The organism is Nostoc sp. DedQUE08 (genome assembly GCF_034530895.1).
Classification (GTDB): domain Bacteria; phylum Cyanobacteriota; class Cyanobacteriia; order Cyanobacteriales; family Nostocaceae; genus Nostoc.
This window is the reverse complement of the sequence record NZ_JAVRCD010000009.1, coordinates 1-23,252: the sequence shown is the minus strand read 5'-3', so window position 1 is coordinate 23,252 and position 23,252 is coordinate 1. Positions and strand designations below refer to the sequence as shown.

The 23,252-nt window shown below is 42.9% G+C and carries 17 protein-coding genes and 1 pseudogene; 9 read left to right on the top strand and 9 right to left on the bottom strand.

Annotated elements, in window-relative coordinates:
- Positions 1–121: 121 nt before the first annotated feature.
- The 4 genes from RMY64_RS08300 to RMY64_RS08285 all read right to left on the bottom strand — a co-directional run bounded on the left by RMY64_RS08300 (position 122) and on the right by RMY64_RS08285 (position 2,733).
- The gene (locus RMY64_RS08300) at positions 122–229 is read right to left on the bottom strand and encodes a photosystem II reaction center protein T (RefSeq protein ID WP_084227385.1); all 108 of its coding nucleotides are present in this window, start codon (positions 227–229) and stop codon (positions 122–124) included.
- A gap of 135 nt (positions 230–364) precedes the next feature.
- The gene (gene psbB, locus RMY64_RS08295) at positions 365–1,894 is read right to left on the bottom strand and encodes a photosystem II chlorophyll-binding protein CP47 (RefSeq protein WP_322672925.1); all 1,530 of its coding nucleotides are present in this window, start codon (positions 1,892–1,894) and stop codon (positions 365–367) included.
- 145 nt (positions 1,895–2,039) lie between these two features.
- Positions 2,040–2,324 carry a hypothetical protein gene (locus RMY64_RS08290; protein ID WP_322672924.1) on the bottom strand — a complete coding sequence of 95 codons (285 nt, stop codon included), beginning with the start codon at positions 2,322–2,324 and terminating at the stop codon, positions 2,040–2,042.
- 82 nt (positions 2,325–2,406) lie between these two features.
- Positions 2,407–2,733 carry a hypothetical protein gene (locus tag RMY64_RS08285; protein ID WP_289795423.1) on the bottom strand — a complete coding sequence of 109 codons (327 nt, stop codon included), beginning with the start codon at positions 2,731–2,733 and terminating at the stop codon, positions 2,407–2,409.
- A 533-nt stretch (positions 2,734–3,266) separates the two neighbouring features.
- Between RMY64_RS08285 and RMY64_RS08280 the strand changes: the two genes are divergently transcribed.
- Entirely contained in the window at positions 3,267–4,919 is a 1,653-nt protein-coding gene (locus RMY64_RS08280) for an ABC transporter substrate-binding protein (protein WP_322672923.1), read from the top strand.
- A gap of 263 nt (positions 4,920–5,182) precedes the next feature.
- Positions 5,183–6,208 (top strand): ABC transporter permease, encoded by a 1,026-nt coding sequence (locus RMY64_RS08275; protein WP_322672922.1) that lies wholly within the window; start codon positions 5,183–5,185, stop codon positions 6,206–6,208.
- Here RMY64_RS08275 and RMY64_RS08270 read toward each other — a convergent pair.
- A complete protein-coding gene (locus RMY64_RS08270; protein WP_322672921.1) occupies positions 6,205–6,810 on the bottom strand; it encodes a hypothetical protein in 606 nt (201 codons plus the stop codon). The genes RMY64_RS08275 and RMY64_RS08270 overlap by 4 nt on opposite strands.
- Before the next feature lie 41 nt (positions 6,811–6,851).
- On the bottom strand, positions 6,852–7,397 hold the full coding sequence (locus RMY64_RS08265; protein WP_322672920.1) for a hypothetical protein: 546 nt from the start codon (positions 7,395–7,397) through the stop codon (positions 6,852–6,854).
- 191 nt (positions 7,398–7,588) lie between these two features.
- Here RMY64_RS08265 and RMY64_RS08260 point away from each other — a divergent pair, with 191 nt between their 5' ends.
- From RMY64_RS08260 to RMY64_RS08250, 3 genes are all read left to right on the top strand, one after another.
- On the top strand, positions 7,589–8,659 hold the full coding sequence (locus RMY64_RS08260; RefSeq protein WP_322699798.1) for an ATP-binding protein: 1,071 nt from the start codon (positions 7,589–7,591) through the stop codon (positions 8,657–8,659).
- A gap of 114 nt (positions 8,660–8,773) precedes the next feature.
- The gene (locus tag RMY64_RS08255; RefSeq protein WP_322699797.1) at positions 8,774–11,353 is read left to right on the top strand and encodes an AAA family ATPase; all 2,580 of its coding nucleotides are present in this window, start codon (positions 8,774–8,776) and stop codon (positions 11,351–11,353) included.
- A 10-nt stretch (positions 11,354–11,363) separates the two neighbouring features.
- The gene (locus tag RMY64_RS08250) at positions 11,364–11,609 is read left to right on the top strand and encodes a hypothetical protein (RefSeq protein WP_322699796.1); all 246 of its coding nucleotides are present in this window, start codon (positions 11,364–11,366) and stop codon (positions 11,607–11,609) included.
- Here the strand turns inward: RMY64_RS08250 and RMY64_RS08245 are convergent.
- Complete coding sequence (locus RMY64_RS08245) at positions 11,598–12,713, bottom strand: ABC transporter permease (protein WP_322672919.1); 1,116 nt, start codon at positions 12,711–12,713, stop codon at positions 11,598–11,600. The two genes, RMY64_RS08250 and RMY64_RS08245, sit on opposite strands and share 12 nt — an antisense overlap.
- 131 nt (positions 12,714–12,844) lie before the next feature.
- The gene (locus RMY64_RS08240) at positions 12,845–13,726 is read right to left on the bottom strand and encodes an Npun_R2479 family HD domain-containing metalloprotein (RefSeq protein WP_322637286.1); all 882 of its coding nucleotides are present in this window, start codon (positions 13,724–13,726) and stop codon (positions 12,845–12,847) included.
- Between the two features lie 568 nt (positions 13,727–14,294).
- Between RMY64_RS08240 and RMY64_RS08235 the strand changes: the two genes are divergently transcribed.
- The 3 genes from RMY64_RS08235 (at position 14,295) to RMY64_RS08225 (ending at position 21,036) form a co-directional block, all read left to right on the top strand.
- Positions 14,295–15,752 (top strand): efflux RND transporter periplasmic adaptor subunit, encoded by a 1,458-nt coding sequence (locus tag RMY64_RS08235; RefSeq protein WP_322672918.1) that lies wholly within the window; start codon positions 14,295–14,297, stop codon positions 15,750–15,752.
- A gap of 159 nt (positions 15,753–15,911) precedes the next feature.
- The gene (locus RMY64_RS08230; protein ID WP_322672917.1) at positions 15,912–19,055 is read left to right on the top strand and encodes an efflux RND transporter permease subunit; all 3,144 of its coding nucleotides are present in this window, start codon (positions 15,912–15,914) and stop codon (positions 19,053–19,055) included.
- A gap of 607 nt (positions 19,056–19,662) precedes the next feature.
- Positions 19,663–21,036: an alpha-amylase family glycosyl hydrolase gene (locus tag RMY64_RS08225; RefSeq protein WP_322672916.1), complete on the top strand. Its 1,374-nt coding sequence runs from the start codon at positions 19,663–19,665 to the stop codon at positions 21,034–21,036.
- Between the two features lie 130 nt (positions 21,037–21,166).
- Here the strand turns inward: RMY64_RS08225 and hisD are convergent, their stop codons facing one another.
- Complete coding sequence (gene hisD / locus RMY64_RS08220; RefSeq protein WP_322699795.1) at positions 21,167–22,447, bottom strand: histidinol dehydrogenase; 1,281 nt, start codon at positions 22,445–22,447, stop codon at positions 21,167–21,169.
- Between the two features lie 140 nt (positions 22,448–22,587).
- Between hisD and RMY64_RS08215 the strand changes: the two are divergent.
- Positions 22,588–23,199: pseudogene (locus RMY64_RS08215) on the top strand (tryptophan-rich sensory protein); the annotation flags it as partial.
- Positions 23,200–23,252 lie beyond the last annotated feature (53 nt).

The window sequence follows — 23,252 nt, the reverse complement described above, 5'->3', positions numbered from 1 at the left end:
ATTAGTGAGAAACAACATAAAGGACAAATGACAAAGGACAAACACAATAATATCCGTTGCCACCATACTTAGTAGCAACGGATATTAAGATTAAATCCGCTTAAAAATCTGTGAATAGGATCTACTTATCTTTTGGTTTCTCAAAGCGAGGGGGTTCGCGAAATGCGATCGCAAAGAAGAGAGTACCTATACACAGAGTAAAAATCAAGATGTACGCAACGCTTTCCATATTACGATTTCCTCTTTATCCAGCCAGTAATTAAAGTTCTGAGTGCTGAGTGCTGTTAGCGGAAGCGGGGCGTTTAGCCCGTGCTGAGTCAGAGCCTTAACTCGGAACTCAGCACTTCTTTACTCAACACTGAAATTAAAGGGCTTCTTTCCGGCGGGTTGACTTATCGCCCACTTTCTGGAATAGACCCCACTCAACTTGCTCTTCAAGATCGGCGTCAACACCAGCAAATACGTCTCGGTAGATTGTCCGAGCGCCATGCCAGAGATGACCAAAGAAGAACAAGAGAGCAAATACGGCGTGTCCAAAGGTAAACCAACCTCTAGGACTGGTGCGGAATACACCATCAGAGTTCAAGGTTTCCCGGTCAAATTCAAAGATTTCACCGCCTTGAGCCTTACGGGCGTACTTCTTCACATCAGCTGGCTCTGTAAAGGTCTGACCATTCAGATCGCCACCGTAGAAACTAACGGTAACACCAGATTGCTCGAAGCTATACTTAGATTCTGCCCGACGGAAGGGAATGTCAGCGCGGACAATTCCATCTGCATCAGTCAAAATCACTGGGAAGGTTTCAAAGAAGTTGGGGAGACGACGCACGGTCAATTCCCGCCCTTCAGAATCTTTGAATACGGCGTGACCTTGCCAAGACTGAGCAATGCCATCACCCTTCACCATTGGCCCTGTACGGAATAGACCGCCTTTAGCGGGGCTATTACCGACGTAATCGTAGAAAGCCAATTTTTCAGGAATCTGCGACCAAGCCTGATCGAGGGTTGCACCTTCAGCAACGTTAGTTTGGACGCGGCGCTGAATTTCTTGACGGAAGTAGCCTTGATCCCATTGATAACGGGTAGGGCCAAACAATTCGATGGGCGTGGCGGCATTACCGTACCACATAGTACCAGCAACAACGAAAGCAGCAAAGAAAACTGCTGCAATACTGCTAGAAAGTACTGTTTCGATGTTCCCCATCCGTAGGGCTTTGTAGAGCCGTTCGGGGGGTCTAACTGTCAGGTGGAATAAGCCTGCAATAATACCAACAACACCAGCAGCAATGTGGTGAGCCGCAATACCACCAGGGTTATAGGGGTTAAAACCATCTGGGCCCCATTCTGGTGCTACTGCCTGGGCCGCACCAGTTACACCATAAGCGTCAGAAACCCATATCCCCGGCCCAAATAGTCCGGTGACGTGAAAAGCACCAAATCCAAAACAAAGTAGACCAGATAAGAACAGGTGAATGCCAAACATCTTTGGCAAGTCTAAGGCGGGTTCACCAGTGCGGGGATCTCTAAAGAGTTCCAAATCCCAGTAAACCCAGTGCCATACGGCGGCTAGGAACAGCAGACCGGAAAGAACAATGTGAGCGGCAGCAACGCCTTCAAATGACCAGAAGCCAGGATCGGTTGATGGCCCACCAGTAACGTTCCAACCACCCCAAGATTGAGTAACACCCAAACGTGACATGAAGGGCAGGACGAACATTCCTTGACGCCACATTGGGTTGAGAACTGGATCGCTAGGATCAAAAACAGCTAGTTCGTAGAGTGCCATCGAACCAGCCCAGCCTGCTACTAAGGCTGTGTGCATTAGGTGTACAGAAATCAGTCGCCCTGGATCATTCAGAACGACTGTATGTACTCGGTACCAGGGTAGTCCCATCGACTACGCTCCTCCTCGATGAGTTAGTTTACAAAGCAATTTTCTTACTGAGGTTATGAGAGACGAAAATCGCCACTCATAAAACTCTCTCTTGTTTTTTGTTATTGCCAGAGCCAGAGTATCACCACAGCGTAGTCTTAAGAAGTCAGACAGCGTGGGTGCTTTGGCAATGCTTACTCGCTTCGGGAGGTTTACCTATGATAGGGTAGCCATCGCCAAGCAAAAATGAGAATGTTTTAAAAAGTGTAACTATTGATGGAATTGTTTGCAAGCGTGTAAATTGATGCGATCGCGTAGCATCTCTAAGTTTTTTCGCTACCAATACCCGTCTAGGATGAAATTTGCTTATCTTTTCTTTACGTAGGGATTGGGGACTGGGGACTGGGAAAATATTCCAAAATTTGCTGTAGGTAATAAACCGGAACATCATTTTTGAGCTAGCTGATTACCCAATCCCCAATCCCTAATCCCCAATCCCTAATCCCCAATCCCCAATCCCCAGTCCCCCATATTTACTGAACCACCAAGTGGATATTTTGCAGTTGACACTTTGCCTCAGCTGTACCCAGGCGTTCGATTACCTGTTCGGCGCTCATCAGACGCTTGAGTACTACTTGGCCGATGGTCTGACTACCAATTACTGGTGTTGTTGGCTTCACTTCTACGGTTAAAACGGCTTCTTCAACTCGATAAAGCCAGAGCAATTCATTTTCTTCGACTAAACAAATATTCATTCGCTGAATATCTGGTTGGCGTCGCCATGCAGTTATTTGCCAGAGTCCATCAGATGCCCAAACTCTTGCAACTGCCCATCCCTCAGATAGAAAGAAATACTTCACGGTCTTAGTCTCACTATTAGACTTTCAATCTGCTGTTAACAATATCGCGATCGCTTTAGTCGCTGATGTTCAAACACACTTCTTTTTGAGAATCTAGCCGATCTTGACGAAAAAACCCTTTATCGGTGTCTATTCCCAAGCAGCAACAGGTGAAATCTCAACTTACACTACTTGGGCTAAGTGTCAAAGCTTAACAAGACCTATTTTTCTAGTAACTATGAATTTACGACAAATTTAACCAATGTTAAAAATTTTAATTACATAAAAACTTTTCAATAGTTAACAAATCTTAAATTTAAAATTATGTATTTCATCAATGATTTTTTGTAACCAAATAGTGCATAGGCGTAGCCCGTTGTAGGCATCACAGCAATAAACTTGATTATGAAGTTGAGTATCCGCCACAAATTTTTGATTTAGATAGCTCCGGAGCGTTCCATTGCAACAAGAACCACTATAAATTGTGAAGATTCAGCATAATAGTCACAAATGTAGTAAAATTGCTGACCGCTGATATCAAATATATTAACGCCATGACCTGGTTTTCCTTGTCCGTGAAACGGTGGGGTCGGATTACACAATTCCTATCTTTGTTCTGTCTATGTTTATTTTTAGTTGTTAGTTGCGCTCCTCGTCCGCAATCAACTACGCCGCCATCTGGTGCTGTAAATACCCCTACAGGTGATGGTCGTATTACTATCGGTACAACAGCCAAGCCAAGAACCCTCGATCCTGCTGATGCTTATGAGTTAGCAGCTTTAGGTTTGGTGTTTAATATGAGCGATCGTCTCTACACATACGAACCAGGAAGCATCGAAATTAAACCTCAACTAGCTACAGCATTACCCAAAGTCAGTCAAGACGGCTTAATTTATACCATCCCCTTACGTCAGGGAGTAGTTTTTCACGATGGGACTCCCTTCAACGCTCAAGCAATGGCCTTTACCATTCAGCGCTTTATTGAAAATAAAGGAAAACCCTCATTTTTACTAGCTGATATAGTAGATTCGGTAAAACCTACAAGCGAGTATGAGTTAACCATCAAGCTGAAAAAGCCCTTTGCAGCTTTTCCTTCACTGTTGGCGTTTCCTGGAGTTTGTGCAGTTTCGCCAAAAGCTTACGAAGTCGGCGCTGGTAAATTCAAGCCGAATATTTTTGTGGGAACTGGCCCTTACAAATTAGGACAGTATGGTACTGATTCCATCCGATTTGATGCGTTTGATAAATATTGGGGAGAAAAACCAGTTAACAAGGGTGTTAATCTCCAAATTCAAACTAGTCCGGTTAATTTGTTTAATGCTTTCCGTACAGGTGCAATCGATGTAGCTTATCTGTCACTGCAACCAGATCAAAATCGCAGCTTGGAAGAAGGTGGTAAAAAAGGGGATTGGCAAGCGATCGCAGCTGAAGGTAGTGTAGTAAGTTATCTGGTATTAAACCGGAATCAAAAGCCTTTAGATAAATTAGAGGTAAGACAAGCGATCGCCTCCTTAATTGACCGTCCACTTTTAAACGAGCGAGTATTATTTGGTCAAGCAGATCCGCTTTATAGCATGATTCCCACGACATTTAAAGTTTCTGTGCCATTATTCAAAGATAAATATGGCGATGCTAACTTCGATCGAGCTAAAAAATTATTAACTACTGCTGGCTTCTCCAAAGAAAATCCTGCAAGAGTGCAAGTTTGGTATCCTTCTAGTTCACCTACTCGGAGTTTGGCAGCACAGACACTCAAATCTCTTGTGGATGTCAAAATGGATGGAATACTGCAATTTGAAGTTACCCAAGCGGAAGGGCCTGCCTTCTTTAAAGACATTGCCAAGGGTTTGTATCCAGCAGCTTTACTTGATTGGTATCCAGACTTTTTAGATCCAGATAATTACGTCCAGCCATTTTTGTCTTGTGACAAAGGTTCAACTGCTAAAGGATGCGAAGATGGAGGCAGTCAAACTCAGGGTTCGTTCTACTATAACGAAGCCATAAATAAATTGATTGATGGGCAACGCAAAGAACAAAACCCCGAAGCGCGTCAGAAAATTTTTAACGAAATTCAAACGCAAGTAACTACTGATGTACCTTACGTTCCCTTATGGCAAAACAAAGACTATGTATTTGCCCGAAATGGTGTTAATGGCGTAAAACTTAACCCTACCCAAATTCTGATTTACCAGACACTTAAAAAATAAATTGAGAGTTAGGAGTTAGGAGTTAGGAGTTAGAAGTTAGGAATTTAACTTGTTGCAAAAGTCAAAAAATCATGAATGTGATTCTGAGCAAAATAAAGATGTTCAACTTCACTAAATATAGTAATTAAAAAATTTTTGCAAGCTAGCTGTCTATCTTAATTCCTAATTGCTAACTGCAAATTATCAACTCCTAACTGCTCACTCTCAACTCCTAACTGCAAATTATCAACTCCTAACTTTTAACTCCTAACTCCTAACTAAATATGTCTCGTTCTAAAGCTTTACAATATTACATTGTTTCTCGGTTGCTTCTTGCGCCACTCCAGCTATTAACGATCATCACGATTGTATTTCTCTTATTAAGAGCAACACCAGGAGATCCAGCAGATGCAATTCTCGGTGGACGTGCGCCAGAAGCAGCTAAAGAAGAATTGCGAAAACAACTCGGTTTAAATCTTCCCCTATGGTTACAGTACCTCAATTATTTGGGAAATTTGTTGCGCTTTGATTTGGGAAGTTCTTTGTTAAGTCGGGGAGAGAATGTTTGGGACATCATTGGCCAATATTTCCCAGCGACGGTGGAGTTAGCAGTATGTAGTATGGCGGTTGCACTCATCGTCGGAATTGCGGTTGGAACTCTTTCGGCTTCTCGTCCTGGGACATATTTTGATGTCGGCGGGCGCTTATTTGGGATTATCACCTACGCACTCCCCATGTTTTGGGCGGGAATGCTTTTGCAGTTGATTTTCTCAGTCCAACTCGGTTGGTTTCCCAATTCAAACCGCTTTCCGCCCAATCTTCCCGCTCCCATTACTGTGACTGGATTGTATACAGTTGATAGCTTACTCGGTGGAAATTTTACCCAGTTTTTCGCATCTTTGCACCATCTGGCTCTACCAAGTCTCACTTTGGGAATTTTGCTCAGTGGGATTTTTGAGCGAATTGTGCGAGTGAATTTAAAGCAAACTTTGCAAGCCGATTATGTAGAAGCTGCTAGAGCCAGAGGTATTGGTGAAAATAAGATTTTAGCCTCCCACGCTTTAAAGAATGCCCTAATTCCAGTAATTACAGTCTTGGGATTAACTTTTGCATCTCTATTGGGTGGAGCGATTTTGACAGAGGTAACATTTTCTTGGCCTGGGTTAGCTAATCGACTTTATCAAGCGATCGCCGATCGCGATTATCCCACAGTCCAGGGAGTGCTGGTCTTTTTTGGTGCGATCGTTGTCAGCGCCAGCATTTTGATTGATATTTTAAATGCTTATGTAGATCCACGAATTCGGTATTAAATTTCTTGAGAAATACCACTGGCTAAAATCCCCAGAATTTTATTTACATCTTTGAGATAATATTCGCTTAAATCAATGGTCAATGTTTGTTGTTGTAATTTGAGGAATTGCCAAATACTGCCAGTTGTGACTGCTCCGTAAATTGTTTGAATCTCAGTTGCAGCTTGCTGATTAAAAATTTGGGCTGCTACCATTTCTGCTGCACACTGACCAAAACCCGCATTAATATTTTCTTTTTTGGCTTCTACAACTGTAATTACTGGTGCTGTCAAAATGAGAATTTCTGGAGATTTAGTAATAATAAAATCGCAAGTGCCGTTTAATCCTTTGCTATTATCGACAGTGAAATCTACTCCAGAAAATAAACTAACTTTTTCGTGTAGTTGTCGGCGTAAATCAACTAAGATGGGAGCAATAATTAACTCAGAACGAGCTTTTTCACTATTACTGCCTAAAGCGATATCGAGGTTATAGTTGAGTGTTTCTACAAGTAAATTACTCGCTGTTAATTCAGGAACGGCAGCGAAAATATCGCGTTTTTCTAACGTGGTTAAACTAAACTCTTGTTTTGCTTTAGCTAAACTAAACTCGCTGTAAGCCATAAAACTATTACTCGCTTTCCCTTTCAAACAGAAGACTGAAATTACTGTCCAACATCCAAGTTAAAGTAGAAACTCCCGTCAACAATTCTGTTGCTACCAATATACTTGATAATGGGTATGCTGACTTGGTGCTGTCCTGGTTCAAGCTTCCAAGTTTTTTGGAAGTTACCACTATTATGACAAGCAGCATAAATCGGGAAGTTACTAGGAGTGAAAAGTCCATTTTTATAACTCTCAACTCCATGTTTAAATAAATATCCTCTGACTTCTACTTTATTGAGTAGAGTTTGAGATGGTATGCAATAATAGACGTCTGATAATCTTAGAGTATCTCCAGATTTGAGAAAGAGGCGATCGCGATTTGTCACTTGCTGAAGTTTGTTACTATTAACCTGCACTGTAAGATTAGCGACACACACTTTATCAGCAAGAACTTTGTCACATATTGCAGAGGTGGCGGTGACAAAAGGCTTTGCTTCTGAAGCAGATTTTTTATCCCGCTCAATTAATGCAGGCGCTACTGTAGCTAGTATGGCACTGGTAGCAGCGATGAGAGCAAGTACAAGCTGTTGTCTAAAAGTTACCATTTTTCAAACTCCTCAACTTTTTTTGGTATAACACCATCATCACTTGAGACATAAGCTCTATGGGTAGGCGCTAGTAGGGAGTTTGAGTGATTAAATTGTTGTAAGGGAAAGTAGGCAAATGTAGGTTTGTAGGGTAAAGTATTACACTACTGACTGATTTTAACTTTGCTCTGCCAATTCCCTTACACCTAATGGATTCACAAAAAGCATTAACATTCATTAATAAGCTACTTGCAAACGATAAGCAAGTCTTAAATGACTTAGAACAAAAGCTCTTTTTAGGGATGTGGGAAGGGAAGGAGTATGCAGAGATTGTTAATGATGGCTTTTATAGTACACAATATGTGAGAGATGTGGGTGCAAAGTTATGCACAAAAATTACAGAACTTTTAGGAATACAAGTTAAAAAAAGAATTTTTAAAAATTCAATAATAGCAGGATATCAAAAGTTTTCAGAACAAGCTTCACTTTCCCAAGAACCAATTGTAGAACTAACTAATCCACCACTAAGAGATGAATCACACTCAGCTAATCTATTGCCGCAAAATTATAATCCTTTTATTCCCCAACACGGCAGAATAGAAGACCCACAACAGTTTTTTAGCAGGGAACGTGAAATATCGCGGGTATTTGAAGTACTTAACAGTAATAGTAGTGTCGCGCTCATAGGAGAAGAAGGAATCGGCAAGTCATCTTTGTTATGGGTGATTTGCCAACAGGCAGAAAATTATTTGCAGTTACCACGCGAGCCAGTTTTTTTAAATTTAAATAATGGAGTTCATGATGAAGATGAATTCTACATTGCTTTGTGCGATAAAATTGGTATTCCTGAAAGCAAAGGCTATAGACTAACTCGCAATTTGCAAAAGAAAAAAGTGCTATTAGCTATAGATAATTTAGGAAAATTAATCGAAAACGGCTTTACTCGCCAAGTTAGGGATCAATTGCGCGGTTTAGCTGAAGGGCGTGATGCTTCTTTGCGGTTGATTTTAGCTGCTAGCGAACCTCTGAACAAGCTATTTAACGACAGTCAGGATAATGGCAAAACATCTCCATTGGCAGGTATTTGCCAAGAAGAACATATTCATCCTTGGGATGAAGCTACTATGTGTGCTTTTATTACCAACCGTCTAGCTAGAACTTCAGTAAAACTCACTGAAGACAAAATCATCCAACTCATCCAAGAAAGTGGCGGACATCCTCGCAAACTGATGCAACTGTGCTATAAAACTTATTCGCAGTATGTGGAGAGTGTGCAATGAGTGATAGCACTTTAATTTCTCCCTCAACCCCTTTCTTACAAGGGAAGCAAGATTACTTCTACTCTCGCTTACTTTATAGGATGGTAGCAAGGAAGGTTAGGTTCTTCACGGCTAATGATGGAGGCTGAATTGACCCCTGTACCCCGCCTAGACTTAGCACCCAAGTTAAAGCGTCCTCTCTCTCTATGGAACCCGCTGGACTATCTGCGCCTTTTGTACTGGGTGTTTTTCTTTCCCCAGGCTTTGCGGTGGTATGTAAATGAATTCGGGGGTGGGTATATTCCTGAAGGAAAAGTAAATTGGCGAAAGGGATGGGAGTTATTGCGTCAAAATGCTATTCAAAGTCAGTTACTTTTCCAAGGATTAGTTTTAACAGTAATTACACCCGTAGCTATAGGGTTAATTTTTCAGACTCTAAATGTTCCCGTTTACTGGTTCGGCGTGGCGTTCGGCGTGGCGTTCGGCATTGCGTTTAGCGTGGCGTTCAGCGTGGCGGTAGGCGTGGCGTTCAGCGTGGCGGTAGGCGTGGCGTTCGGCGTGGTGGTAGGCGTAGCGGGAGGCGTGGTGGTAGGCGTGGTGGTAGGCGTGGCGGTAGGCGTGGCATTCAGCATGGTGGGAGGTGTGGTGGAAGGCGTGGCGGGAGGCGTGACGGTAGGCGTGGCGGTAGGCGTGGTGGGAGGCGTGGCGGTACTGCGTCCAGAAACCTGGCTTATTGGCTCATCTTTAAACTTGCGAACTATTCAAAACAGTAGTTGGCTACTTCCTCGTATCACTCCGCTTCCCCTTCCTAATCTTGTTTGGCGCTTGCAAAATTGGTTGCAAAATGATTTGGAAACTGGTTTACATAATATTAATGAACTGCTGGCATATACCCTACAATTCATTCCTGTTGTCCAAGCAGTCAATAGAGTACTTGCCAAAATCCCCTTAGAGCAACTTATTTGGACTGTCTCTCGATTGGCGGCAAATCCTTTTGATTGGAATATAGTACGTTTTGCTTCAGCTTCTCTAGATGAAACCCTAAAGTCAAGGTTTATCAAAGATTTATTCTCCTACTCCTGGTTCTTTTTCTGCCCTCGTTCTTGGCGAGAAGGTTTACAGGCTCGTTTTAACACAGACACTCGCTTAGATACTCCTGCCCGTGCTGCTGCCGCTGGTTTCTGGCATCTACATGAAAAAAAACCAGCCAGAGCAATAGAGGCTTTTGCAGTAGTGCGTTCTCTTCTCTATGGCGAAGAAATGTTTACCCTTGCCCAAACTCTAGCCGTGTTTCACGAAGCTCAAAAACCAGCTTCTATTGCTGCTATCCAAGTTCCTCCTTTTCCACAGGAACCGCTTTTACGTCCAGATACCTGGGAAGTTCTAGCTCATCTGCGTCGAGTTGTTGAAGATGTCCAGTTTGTTAACCGCAGCGTCTCACGTTCAGCTAGGTCTTTAGCTCTGAATCGAGCATTAGGCGAACTGACAAAAATCCTAAATCAAGCCAACACCTTGCCGCAAGCAGAGCAAGGGTTAATAATAGATATCGCTCAAACTTGGCAAGAAAGCCTTTTAGAAATCGCTGGTGAAGTGGGAGAAATTTCCATCACCAAACCTGTGGTTAATCCTTATGTTGTAGGCGATCCCGTTCAAGGTCATCTCTTTGTTGGGCGAGAAGATATCATCAGACAGTTAGAAGAACTCTGGGTAATGAGTAATCAACTCCAGTCTATAGTTCTCTACGGTCACAGGCGTATGGGCAAAACTTCTATTTTGGTTAACGCTGCTCAATGTCTAGGCTCAGAAATACAGCTAGCTTATGTCAACTTGCTACGTTTGGGAGATAGCCCCCAAGGTGTGGGTGAGGTGCTAATGGCAATTTGTGATGAAATTTCTCAAACTGTAAAACTTCCACCCCCAACTGACGCTGATTTACTAAATCTTCCCTACCGGACTTTTGAACGCTATTTAAAACAGGTTGAAGCATACCTAGACGGTGGGTTAATCATTGCCTTAGACGAGTTTGAGAAAATTGAAGATTTAATTGAAACGAAAAAAATCCCTATCGACTTTATGGGTTTTTTGCGCGGTTTAGTGCAAATGAGTTCTAAAATCGCCTTTGCATTTGCTGGTTTGCACACTTTAGAGGAGATGACAGCAGATTATTTTCATCCGTTCTTTGGAAGCCTAATTAATATCCCTGTCAGCTTTCAAGAACGTGCAGGTACTCGCCAAATTCTCGCTAACCCAGGTAATGAAGACTTCCCCCTCGACTACATCCCGGAAGCTTTAGATGAAATTTATGCTTTGACACAGGGTCAACCATATTTAGTGCAACTGCTGGGTTTTCAGCTAGTGCGCGGCTACAATGACTTTGTTTTTGAGCAAGGGCGATCGCGTGACCTAGTTTTCACAATAGAAGACGTGGAAGCAGTTATAAATAACCCTGAGTTTTTCCAACGGGGACGCTACTACTTTGATGGGGTTTGGGGTCAGGCGGCGCGGGGTGCTGAGGGTCAACAAGCAATTGTACAAGTGCTTGCACCTCACCCAGAAGGGCTAAGTCTGGATGCCTTAGCTCAATCTACAGGTATGAACGACACCAATTTACAGGAAGCGCTGAATACTCTGAAGCGTCATGATGTCGTTGAGGAAACTCAGGGAAGCTGGCGGATTATGGTAGAACTTTTTCGCCGTTGGGTTTTACAGCAGTAGAGTACAAGCGATGCCTACGGCTGGCTACGCCTACGCATTTGTTATTTCGGAGTTCGCAAAAGCTATTTCGGAGTTCGCAAAAGCTATTTCGGAGTTCGCAAAAGCTATTTCGGAGTTCGCAAAAGCTATTTCGGAGTTTGCAAAAGCTATTTCGGAGTTCGCAAAAGCTATTTCGGAGTTCGCATTTGTTACTTTGGGGTTCGCATTTGTTATTTCGACGACCCCATTTGCTATTATTGATGGCTTATCTTCTTAAACTGCGCGGGTCGAGTGCATCTCTCAGCCCATCACCGAGTAAGTTGAATGCCAACACTGTGAGGATAATCAGCACAGCCGGCGGCCAAATTAGCCAAGGTTGCAACACCAAAATTGAAGCATTGCTAGCCAGAGATAACATATTGCCCCAAGAGGGGTCTGGTTGTTGAATACCCAAGCCGATGAGACTCAATATCGCCTCTGAGCCAATAAAGCCGGGAATTGCAAGAGTCGCAGAGATAATTACATAACTAGCCGTTTGCGGTAAAACATGACGGATAATGATATAAATTGGGTTCGCGCCCATTGCCCGCGCGGCTTGAACAAATTCTCGCTCTTTAATTGATAGTACCTGTCCCCGAATCACCCGTGCTAAACCAGCCCAGCTAATCACCGAAGTAATCACCACAATCAGCAAAAAGCGCTGGGTACTACTTAAACCTGCTGGTAAGACTGCGCCCAATGTCACCAAAAGATAAATACTAGGGAAAGTCATTAGCACTTCTGCCAAGCGCATAATGATGCTATCAGTCACACCGCCGAAATAGCCAGAAATTCCCCCGATCAGCAAACCAAGGGGATAGGTAATGATAATGCCAAAAATCCCGATAAACATACTGATGCGACCGCCATGTAGCAAGCGACTAAATTGGTCGCGGCCTTGGTCATCAGTGCCGAAGATGTTGACTTTTGCACCAGTTGTTGTGCCAAATAAATGCCAATTTAAGGGGATACCGCCAAAAATTGTGACTTCATCCCACTTCGGCGGTAATGGCAAACTCATCTGCAACAATCGGTATTCTGACCCGGAGACAAATAGACGCAGAGGCGAAGGCTTTTTCGAGTCTACAATGAGTTCGCGATCGCCTGTATCTAAATTCGTATCTCCCTGAGTTGTCGGATAAACATAAGGCCAGGTAAACTGCCCTGACTGAGAAACCCAGTGTATCTTCGTTGGTGGCAGCAGCGAACCATTAGGCTGTGAAGCATAGGGGTCATAAGGAGCTACGAAATCAGCTGCAATTACTCCTATATAGAAAATTAACAGTAAAATTGCCCCAAATCGTGCTAAAGGATTTTTCTTAAGTCGTCGCCACCAATCCATAGTAGTTAGGAGTTATAAGTTAGGAGTTATGAGTTATTAAATTTTTATCTTAATTCATAACTCATGATTAATAATTTTCAACTCCCAACTTTTGTACAGACAAGGGTTAATCGCGTCTCTACTCCTAACTCCTAACTCTTAACTGCTAACTTCTCCAAATACCGCTGCTGTTCTTCTTGTTGTTTTTCATGTTCCACAACAAACACGTTTGAGTAAAGATTTGCGAGAATTTGTTTTCCCTGTTGTGTCAATGATAGATAATGCAGTCCTTCTTGGATATAAGGATATACGCCATTCCAGTAAAACTTAGCGTAGTTGTTACGCAAATCGGCAGGGGTTTTATAGCCCAAAACTTTATTTACACCAGTTTCTTCAAACTCGTAAAATAAAGAAGTAATTTTCTTCAGGTAACGCGGGTCACTTAGTTGACCAATTAAATCAGCAGCCCGGACTAATCCTGCAAAACACCTTGTATCTTGATGATCTTCTGCCGCAGGTACGGGAAATCGAGTCAATTCAATATTGCTCTTAATTGCCTCAGCATCGATTAATTTGTGACCTCCAAAACGCTCATCGATGAAAAGCTTGGCTCTATCAACATGATAAGGTGTCAGACTGGCATCAGAAGCACCAGCAGCTACAGAAATCATTCTGCCATTTTTACCTGTGGCATATAAGTTTGCTGTTTCTCGGTCTTGCCGACAAACCCCTTTAACGTAGCCAATATCGTGACACACTAAAGAAATAATACAATGCAACCAGTCTTCACTGGAAACACCGCCTTCCCTGATATGTTTGCCACGTAAAATTTCTTGCCCCACTAAGGCAACTAGGACTGTGTGTTCAACATTATGGTAAAGGGCATCGCTATTAGCAATGTTTTCCAAAGCCATGTTACCCGCCCAAGCGATAATATCCTGATAATCATTTTTAAAGCAGCCATAAGTGCGGCGATAGCCGTCTCGAATTTCATTTACAAAGGCATCAATTAAAATTTCAGTGGCATTGAACATATCTGCTTACTCTGGTAAATACCAATTTTTTATTGATTTGATTGATTTCAAAATTCCATAATCAAGGCCACCCTTGCTGGAATTTCAGGCAATGGAGTTTGCTCCTTTGTAACTCACGTGTAGCTGTAGACGCTAGCTTTATCTGTGCCTGAATACACGGCTTCCTGGCAACACAAAGGCTTTAGAGAAATAATTGATTACGTATAAAAAATAATTTCCTGGTCTACCAAGGTACATAAATACTTTCGACTCTAATTAGATAAATCTAGATTGGCTATATTAGTTTTTCATATTTAGGCATTGGTTGACAGTGATCTCAATACAGATGGTGTGTGACATAGAGTAGCTTTATGAGATGAGAGAATTTTTTGTATCATAATCTACATAAAATTTATTACCATGCTTTGATAGTAAATTTGCTTACTTTAAAAGTTGTATTATATACTGTTGCAGATAAAAGACATTCACTATGAAATGCGTCATAGTTGATATCGAAGTAAATAAACTTCAAGTTTTCTTAAGAAAATACCAAGATTTGGTATGCATAAACAGCAAGTAGAGGTGAAATGTGAGCGATGAAAGTCTTTCAGAAGTTGAGGTGGAAGAAGCTATAACCTCTGAAGATAGGAATTTTTTAAGCAAATCAGATCAAAAGCAGACCAGGGCATGGTTGAAGCCATTATTCTTGGGTACTGGTTTAGGAATTGCGATCGCCTTACTTGCAATGAGTGTATTAAATCGTTTTCCATCCCGTCAACAAAGCGCGGTAGCGGATAAAAAAGTTAATCCAGCGATGACAGTTACTATCGCCACAGTAGAAACCGCCCGTGTTGTCCGTACACTCAAAACTACTGGGACTGTAGCCGCGAGTGATTTAATTCCCGTGCTACCGCAAACAAACGGTTTACAAATTAAAAGCATCCCCGCAAATGTCAAAGAAGGAGCTTTTGTCAAACAAGGGCAAGTGTTGGCAGTGTTAGATGGTTCCATACTGCAAAGCCAAATTAGCCAAGCAAAAGCAGATGTGGAATCGAAACAAGCAGATGTAGCATCCAAACAAGCTGATTTGGCATCCAAGCAGGCAGATTTGCTATCAAATAAAGCAATAGTCCAGCAAAAACAAGCCGATTTAGCTCAAGCTAAGGCGAGGTTGGAGGAAGCAGCCAAAAATTATCAGCGCTATCAACAACTTGCTGACTCTGGGACGATTAGCAAACAAGAACTTGATACTCGTTCTTACGCTGTGAAAACTGCCATAGAAGTTGTGAACCTGTCCCAAGAAAATATACGTAGTGCCCAGGCTAATATCGGCAGTGCCCAAGCTAATATTAATAACGCCCAAGCGATCGTCAACAAAGCCAAAGCCGATGTTAAAAGCAGTGCTGCTAAAGTGCAACAACTGCAAACTCAATTGGGACAAACTGTGGTACGTGCGCCGGTTTCAGGAGTAATTGCCGAGAAACTAGCTAGAGTCGGTGATGTCACTGGCGTACCGCCGCAAACCCAGGTGGGGACGGTGATTGGTGGCACACAAAAGCTATTTTCGATTATCCGAGATGAAAAGTTAGAACTTCAGGCGAAGGTGCCCGAAACTCAACTAACTCAGGTGAAAATTGGCGCATCGGTGCAAATTACTTCTGATGTCGATCGCCGGGTGCGATCGCAAGGACGAGTCAGAGACATACAACCACAGCTGAACGATCAAAGACGAGAGGCGACAGTAAAAATTGACTTGCCACCAACGACTTTACTCAAACCAGGAATGTTTGCTAGTGCTGCAATTACTACTGACTCAGGAATGAAAATGGTAGTGCCACAAAAAGCAGTGCAGTCCCAAGCTGACGCAAGTGTAATTGTATTCATCTTATCGAGTGAAAATACAGTCAGCAGCCAGAAAGTCGAATTAGGAGATCCTGGAAATAACGACACCGTAGAAATCAAGAGTGGGTTACAGTTAGGCGATCGCGTTGTCGTTGATGGTGCAGGCTATCTCAAAGATGGCGATCGGGTTCGAGTTGCAAATTGAAGAAAATAGGGAAAAATAACCAATGACCAATACTTTTCTGCGAGACGCTACGCGTAGCTTGCTTCCCCGGAGGGGTACGACTACGCTCAGTACAAGTGACAAATGACAAATAACCAATGACAAATGACCAATGACAAATCTAAAATCTAAAATTTTCCAATGTCTTTTAATATCTCAGCCTGGTCGATAAAAAAACCTGTTCCCACGATCGTTTTATTTTTAATTTTGACGGTTGTCGGTTGGTTCTCATTCATATCCTTGGGGATTGATACTAACCCAAATATTGATGTACCAACAGTTTCGATCAAAGTCAGCCAACCAGGTGCAGGCCCAGCAGAACTAGAATCTCAAGTGACGAAAAAAATTGAAGATGCTGTGGCAGGGTTGGGTAATATCGATTACATGATTTCCACCATTAGCGATGGGAATTCTCAGACGACAATTAACTTTGTTTTGGGTACAGATAGCGATCGCGCCACCAATGATGTTCGGAATGCGATCGCTCAAATTCGCCAAGATTTACCCCAAGACATTAACGATCCAATTGTGGAACGCTTAGAATTTTCCGGCGGCCCGGTGATTACCTACGCAGTTAAATCAGATCGGCGTTCTGTAGAAGAGTTAAGCAATCTCGTAGACCAAACTATTAGCCGTGCCTTATTGGGAGTTCGGGGTGTAGCACAAATTCAGCGTGTGGGTGGCGTTGACCGAGAAATTCGGATTAATCTTAATCCAGATCGCTTACAATCTTTAGCGATCACCGCCACTCAGGTAAACGACCAAATCCGCGCTTTGAATATTAACTTACCTGGCGGACGTGCCGAAGTTGGTGGTAGCGAACAAAGTATCCGTACTTTAGGAAGTGCCACCAGTGTGGATATTTTGAAAACCTACGAAATCGTTTTACCACAAGGTGGTTCCGTACCTTTATCTAGCCTGGGAACTGTAGAAGATAAATTTGGTGACGTGCGCCAAGCCGCCCGTTTGAATAATCAACCCGTAGTAGCTTTTCAAGTCTTACGTAGTACTGGCAGCGTTCTGGTGACAGTAGAAGAAGGAGTGAAAGCAGCAGTCAAACAACTAGAAAAAACCCTTCCCCCAGATGTCAAACTGGATTTAATTTTTACTAGAGCCGATATTGTCCGTCAATCCTACCAAAGCACCATTGATGAATTGATACAAGCTTCGGTGCTGGCGGTCATGGTTATTTTAGTGTTTTTGCGGAACTGGCGAGCAACATTAATTACGGCTGTTGCCTTACCCTTGTCAATAATTCCCACCTTCGCAGTGCAGCAAGCCCTTGGTTACACCCTCAACAACATGACTTTGTTGGCATTAGCCCTGGCGGTGGGCAACTTGGTAGATGATGCCGTTGTGGAAATTGAAAACATGGAACGCCACATGGCTATGGGCAAGTCAGCTTGGGAAGCTGCTTTTGACTCTTCCGACGAAGTAGGATTAGCGGTAATCGCCAGTTCAGCCACGATTATTGCAGTGTTTCTGCCCGTTGCCTTTATGGGTGGGATTCCGGGGCAATTTTTTCAACCATTTGGCGTTACCGTTGCCGTTTCCACAATTTTCTCAACTCTTGTCGCGCGGATGGTTACGCCGATGATGGGGGCGTATCTTTTAAAGGAGGCAGAGGGGCAAGGGGGCAGGGGGGCAGAGGGGCAGGGGGGAATAATAAAAATTTTTAATTTTAAATTTACACTTCCAGGTGGTGGGAACGGAAGTAGAAAACTTGGAGATGAAAAGCGTCAAGGTTTTCAACCTTATAGATCGCTTTTACAGTGGGCGTTACGCCATAGATTGACAACAATAGCGATCGCTTTCGCTTTTTTTATTGCCAGTCTGACGCTGGTTCCCCTGATTCCCAAAGGTTTCGTTGATGATGGCGATTTCGGAATTTCTAATGTATCTATAGAATTACCTCCTGGTTCCACATTAGAAGACGTTAACAAAGTAGTCACACAAGCGACTGATATTATCCGCCAAAATCCAGTAGTTGAACGCGTACTAGCAACAGAAGAGATCAATTCTGCTAGTCTTGCGATTAATCTTAAACCCAGAGAGAAACGAAATATTTCCCAAAAACAGTTTGAGGAACAAGTGCGTCCTAACTTTGAGCAAATACCAGGAGCTAGAATTAGTTTTCAAAGTCAGTCACCAGGTGACAGTCGCAAAGGTTTATCAATTGTCCTCAGAAGTGAAAATCCCGCAGCATTGAATCAAGCTGCTGATGCCTTAGAAAAGCAGATGCGATCGCTAGCTGGATTGGTAGAAGTGGCATCTACTGCAAGTTTAGTCAAACCAGAGATTTTGGTAATTCCCAACCCGCAACGGGCAGCAGATTTGGGGGTGACAGTGCAAGCGATCGCTCGGACTGCTTCCCTTGCCACCATCGGCGATAATGAGGCGAACTTGGCGAAATTTAATTTAAGCGATCGTCAAATCCCCATTCGCGTCCAAATCGATCCGCAAGCGCGAGCTGATATCAACACAATCACAAATCTACAAGTCCCCAGTCAAAATGGCAGATTAGTTCCCCTGATAGCAGTGGCAGATATCCGCTTTGGTAGCGGCCCTGCTACCATCAATCGTTACGATCGCGCCCGTCAAGTAGCTGTAGAAGCGAATTTGCAAGGGCTTTCTTTAGGAGAGGCAGTCCAGACAATCAATAAACTACCTGCAATGCAAAACTTACCACCAGGAGTAGTACAGCAACCATCAGGTAGTGCCAAAATTATGCAAGACATTTTTGGTCGCTTTGGCGGTGCATTGGGGCTGGCATTAATGTGTATCTATGCAATTCTGGTGCTGCTGTATAACAACTTTCTCCATCCATTATCGATTATGGCAGCCTTACCCTTTTGTTTAGGCGGGGCATTGGTAGCGTTGATGGTTGCTCAAAAACCCTTAGGAATATATGCCCTGATTGGTATCGTGTTGCTGTTGGGGATTGTCACTAAAAACTCGATTCTGTTAGTTGACTATACCATCATCAACATGCAAGAAGGCAAAACCCAACGTCAGGCGCTCGTTGAATCAGGCGTATCACGTCTGCGTCCAATTTTAATGACTTCTTTCGCAACGATCGCCGGGATTCTGCCCTTAGCATTGGGAATCGGCGTGGGTTCTGAAGTTCGCCAACCAATGGGAATTGCCATTATGGGCGGTTTTACAACTTCCACTCTGTTGACACTGGTAGTAGTACCAGTGATATTTAGCTACATTGACAACTTCCAAACTTGGATTATGGATACAATGCGCTATGGCTTTGGTAAGAAACCATCGCGTCAATAATGCCCAATCAATTTTGGATTTGTAATTTTAGATTTTATAGTGTTTCTCGGCTGAGTCCAATACAGACCTAACAAGAACAGCCCCAACCCATTTAGGTTTAAGCGTAAGTTTTACCCCTGTCTAACCCTCCCCGTATGTATTGGGGAGGGAACTAAATTTTATGTTTCCCCCTTTTTAAGGCTACGGTGTATACACAAGTCTGAAATAGCTGAAAAACCCAAGGTTTTACCCCACTCTAACCCTCCCCTTAGAAAGGGGAGGGAACTAGATTTTCCAGTTTCCCCCCAATACATCGGGGGGATTAAGGGGGGTAATACGACTTGTGTGTACACCGTAGTTCCTTGCCAAGGGGAGGGGTTCTTGAGGTTTAATAAGTAACTAAGCGGACATGATATTACTCAATAAAAAATCAATTTTCTTTGGCAAACTAATAGTAAAACACAATCTGGTTTAGGAGTAATATCATGTCCGCCAAATTACCCATAATAAAAGAACCCCACCCCCAACCCCTCCCCGCCTGCGGGGAGGGGAGACAAAGCACAGCTTTGGCGGGGTGGGGTTCTTCGGGTTTAATAAGCAATCAAGCGGACATGATATAATATCTTTGATGAAAAATATCTTCATCTGTGCAGTTGTCATCTGCGCAACTTGTATTTACCCAATTCAGACATTAGCAGGAGAAAGACCTTCTGCGATTTTTCATGCATTTGACCAGCAGTATACTGATATTGAAAAGTTTGTCTGTGAAATAGGGAAGCAAGGATACTCTCACATTCAAATTTCTCCAGCCCAAAAATCTAATCCTGCTCCAGAATGGTGGGCCCGCTATCAACCTGTAGATTACAGCGTTATCGAAGGTAGAGGTTCACTCTTAAATTTAAAAAAGCTTATTAATCAAGCCCACAATTGTCAGGTCAAAGTGATTGCTGATGTTGTTTTCAATCACATGGCTAATTTAGATGGCAATGATGATTTTGAAGATTTAACTAAATTTTCAGGTCTTTCTATAAATGACTTTAATTGGGATTTAAATCGTCCAGGGAAAAAATCTTGTAGCATTAATTATAGTGATGGCAATAGAGATTCAGAAATTAATTGTTGGTTAGGTGGACTTCCTGAATTGAGATTTACCAATAATGTTAAAAAAATTCAAAAAGCTCATTTAAAAAAACTGCTAGATTTAGGAATTGATGGATTTCGGTTTGATGCTGCCAAGCATATGCCAGCAGATGTTCTTAAAGAGTACATCAGCTATGTGGATCGACAAAGTCAAGGCAAAGCATGGAATTATCTTGAGGTAATCACAGATAGCGACACCAGTGCAGAAAATTATAACTGGATTACTGCTGTCACAGATTTTGTTCTCTACAATTCAATGAAAAATGCCTTCAGCTTTGGTGGAGATTTGCGTTCTCTGCGAGTTCCGACAGCCATAAACGATCCGCGTAGCGTCACTTTTGGCAGAAACCACGATACGATCCGCGATATTAATTCTAATGCCATTAACCCCTATAGCGATCCTTCTGATTCTTTCCTCGCAACAGCATATATCTTGGCGAGAGAAAGTGGCACTCCTTTAATACTCAATTGGGATAATAGAGATGCTGCTTTTATCAAACATGGTGTCAAATTCCGCCAAATTATGCATCAACGAGGAACTCAGGGAAAAAATACCAAAGAAAATGTTTTAGCAGCAATTGATAGTCCGACTGTATTACTAATGGAGCGGGGCAGTGAAGGATTTTTTGTTGTCAATAAAGGGGAGAATAAATTTAATATCTCAGCACTGGATTTGACCTTAACGAATTTAGATGGATGTTATCGGGAACTCCGTAATAATTTTACTGTTGCGATTGAACGTCGCCAAGATGGAAAAAAATTTATCACTCGTTGGGGAAGCTGGAATAGAGGCGGTATGGAAGTTCAAAAACGCGATGCACTCTATTTTATTCGAGAACCTTTTAATCAATGTCAAGTTTAGACACTCCCTCCTGCTCTTAGCTCAACTCTCAATACTGTTTGATTAAGGCAGGAGACGCGATGAATCGCCGTCTCTACAAGAATTAGTTTTTTGTCTTGACGGCAATTTATCGCATCTTGGTGATGATTTATTATTGCAAGCGTACAGATACACTACCTGCATGAGCTGGCAAACCTTCTGCCTCTGCTAAGGTGACAGCTGCTTTGCCTATTGTCTGTAATGATTGTTTGTTACATTCTAAAAAAGTAATTCGTTTGAGGAAGTCGTAGACACTTAAACCAGAGGCAAAGCGGGCAGAACGAGCAGTTGGCAGTACATGGTTAGGGCCTCCTAAATAATCGCCAATCGCTTCTGGAGTATAGCGTCCTAAAAACACGCTGCCGGCACACTTAATTTGATTGGCAAGGAGTTGCGGATTATCCACACACAATTCCACATGTTCTGGAGCTAGTTGATTTAGCAGTGGTATACTCTCGGCTAAATCGCTAACTAGAATCACAGCTGCATAATTTTGCCAACTTGCACTGGCAACTTCTCTGGTAGGTAAATCGGCGAGAATTTTCTCAACAGCCTTTATTACTTGTTGCGCGAAGATTTCGGAATCAGTAATTAAGATTGACTGGGCACTAGGATCGTGTTCTGCTTGCGATAGTAAATCCCAGGCAATCCAATCTGGGTTGTTCTGGCTGTCGGCTACCACTAAAATTTCTGAAGGGCCAGCGATGCTATCAATGCCAACAGTGCCAAAGACTTGACGCTTGGCTTCCGCAACATAAGCATTACCAGGGCCAACAATTTTATCTACTGCGGCAATGCTTTCTGTACCATAAGCTAATGCTGCGATCGCTTGCGCCCCACCAATGCCATATATTTCTGTAACACCAGCAACTTGAGCAGCAGCCAATACGACAGGATTAATCTCACCGCCAGGCATCGGTACTGTCATGACAATTCTTTCAACACCAGCAATTTTCGCTGGTAAGGCATTCATCAACAAAGAACTTGGATAGCTAGCCCGTCCCCCTGGTACATAAATTCCCACTTGCGACAACGCTACCCAATTCAATCCCAGTTTTACCCCGACTGCATCGCTGTAGGCAATATCTTGCGGTAATTGTTTTTCATGGAAAGCCACAATCCTCTCAGCAGCAAATTCCAGCGCAGCCAAGACATCAGCAGGGCATTGCGTTGCGTGTTCGGCAATAAAACTTTCGCTTAGATGCAAAGACTGGAGATTGTTGCGATCGAAGCGGCTAGTATAATCCTTAACTGCGGCATCACCACGCACTTTGACATCAGCTAGAATCTCGCGTACTGTCCCACTAACATCAACTGTAACTTCCCGGCGATCGCTTACAAGGGTATGGAATTTGACAGAAAAATCTTTGTCGGTAGTTTGAAGTAGCTGCATGGACAGTAGCTTAAAAGCAGTGAGGTCAATAATTAGTTTAACTCCTGATTAACTTGCTCGATATGGCTGTGGCTTATATGCATCACTCTTTTCAGATGTAAGCTGAAAGAAAGCCACAAAAGATTATGAGTTAACATCCTATGCAGCAGTCCACAAGAGGCAATTACCGGGATCTTTGGCGGCAGCTTGTTACTTTGGCTGCAATCTTTGGTGCTTTTGTTATCAACGTAGTATCGAACGTTTTTCCGCTCAATGGACTTAGCATCGGGGAAATTTCCAATACTTTGTTTAAAAATGTCTTGATTATCCCTGCTAATTACGCCTTTGCGATCTGGGGGCTGATTTACCTGGGGTTGTTTGCTTTTGGGGTATACCAAGCTCTACCTAACCAACGAGATGAGCCTGATTTACGTAAGACAGGTTATCTGTTAGCGATCGCCTGTGTTGCTCAAAGTATTTGGGTATATCTGTTTCTGTCTCGGCTTTTTGCTTTTTCTGTAATTGCAATGCTCTTGATTCTGTTGCCCCTGATTGCTGTCTATGTGCAGTTAGAAATTGGCAAATCGCGTGTGCCTCGGCTGAAAAAATGGTGTATTCACTTTCCAATTAGCATTTATCTAGGTTGGATTAGCGTCGCGACTATTGTCAATGTAGCGTGTGCCTTGGATTTTCACGGGTGGAACGGTTGGGGGATTTCTCCTGTAATCTGGACTCTCATCATGGTATTGATAGCAACAGCAGTTGCAGCAGTTAGAGCTGATTCGTAAAGAAAATCTAAAGGGACTGTGGATGAGTAAGAGTGGAT